Here is a 1,566-nt window from a genome sequence, read left to right on the forward strand (position 1 = left end):
CGCCGGGGCAATTCCAGCCCCGCCGGCGTTTGAGGCGCGGGGTCTGGGGCGGAGCCCCAGGGGTCCGGGCGCAGCCCGGGGCCGGCGGGTCAGGGCGGAGCCCTGGGAACGGTGGAAGGGCGGGTAGGGGACTTCGCCCCGCGCAGCGGAACACCCGCGGCCGGGCCGGTGAGATGCGGCCGCGCCCCGTCAGGCGGAGATGGCCGCGGCCAGGGCGGCCAGGAAGGCCACGACCTCCGAGGGGCCGGACAGCGTCAGGTCCGCGCGGGCCGCGAGCTCAGGAACCTCCACGGAGCCACTGCACACCAGCAACCCCGGCATCCCCCCAGCCCTCAGCTTCTCCACCGCCGAAAACGCCGCGAGGTCCCCGAGGTCGTCCCCGGCGTACAGGACCGCCTCCGCCCCCACCTCCGCGAGGTACTCCGTGAGCGCGACGCCCTTGTCCATCCCCGGCGGCCGAAGTTCCAGTACCGCCCGGCCCGGCTCGACCATCAGGCCGTGGCGGGCCGCCAGCCCCGCCAGGGGCTCGCGCAGGGCGGCGAAGGCGGCCGCGGGGTCGTCCGCCCTGCGGGTGTGGACGGCCAGCGCCTGGCCCTTCTCCTCGATCCACGTGCCGCGCCACGCGCCGATCGCGTCCAGGAATCCCGGCAGTTCCGCCCGTACCGCCGCCACCCCGGGGTGTTCGGCGGGGGCGTGCACTATGCCGCTCACGGCGTCCCACCGCTCGGCTCCGTAGTGGCCGAGGACCACCAGGTGTTCCAGGCCCGGGACACCCGCGAAGCCTCCGTACCGGACGGCGACCCCCGCCGGCCGGCCGGTGACGACCGCGACGGACCCCACTTCGGGGGCGAGCGCGGACAGCGCGGCGACGGCTCCGGGGTGGGCCCTGGCCTGGTCGGGGTCGGGAACGATGTCGGCGAGGGTGCCGTCGAAGTCGAGGGCGACGACGGAGCGGTGCGGTGCGTGCAGGAGGGCTTGGAGTCCCTCGCGTCCGGCGGCGGTGACGGGCATCGGCAGATCGTGCGGATGGCTCCCCATACGCTCGACCCTAACGGCCCCGCCGGGCCACGGCTACGGCGCGCGGAAGACCGCTACCGCCGCGCCCGCTGGGCTTCGCGGATGCGTCGCAGCCGGTTCACGGTGCCCGGCGCGTGCCGCAGCGCCCTGGGGTCGTCGATCAGCGCGTTGAGCAGCTGGTAGTACCGGACCGGTGCCATCCCCAGCCCTTCCCGTATGGCCCGCTCCTTGGCACCGGGCCCCGGCCAGGTGCGCCCTTCGTAGGCGAGCACAGCCGCCTCGTCGCCGGTCAGCCCGGCCTCCGACCGCCGCCCCTCATCCGTCATACGGCCAGATTAACGCCGCCCACCGACACCCGCAGAGGTCGGGGACGGGGGCGGGGTGGGGTGTCGTCCGGGACGTAAAACGTGATTTGTGGCGCGTCAGAGGCCCGAACCCTCCGAAGCCAACAGGGGTCGCCAAAAATCATGCAGTCCCGGACGACACCCCACCCCCCCCCCCGCCCCCGCCCCCCCCCCCGGCCCGCGCCGGGGCGTGGTGCGCGCACGC

At 75.5% G+C, this 1,566-nt stretch carries 2 protein-coding genes; both read right to left on the reverse strand.

What is annotated here, in order from left to right; genetic code table 11:
- Positions 1 to 189: 189 nt before the first annotated feature.
- Positions 190 to 1,038, reverse strand: coding sequence for a trehalose-phosphatase (gene otsB, locus ACWGDE_RS38830; RefSeq protein ID WP_453393800.1), 849 nt, complete (start codon positions 1,036 to 1,038; stop codon positions 190 to 192).
- 53 nt (positions 1,039 to 1,091) lie between these two features.
- The gene (locus ACWGDE_RS38835) at positions 1,092 to 1,343 is read right to left on the reverse strand and encodes a DUF3263 domain-containing protein (protein WP_453393801.1); all 252 of its coding nucleotides are present in this window, start codon (positions 1,341 to 1,343) and stop codon (positions 1,092 to 1,094) included.
- Positions 1,344 to 1,566: the final 223 nt, after the last annotated feature.

The sequence above is a fragment of the Streptomyces sp. NPDC054956 genome (genome assembly GCF_053609185.1).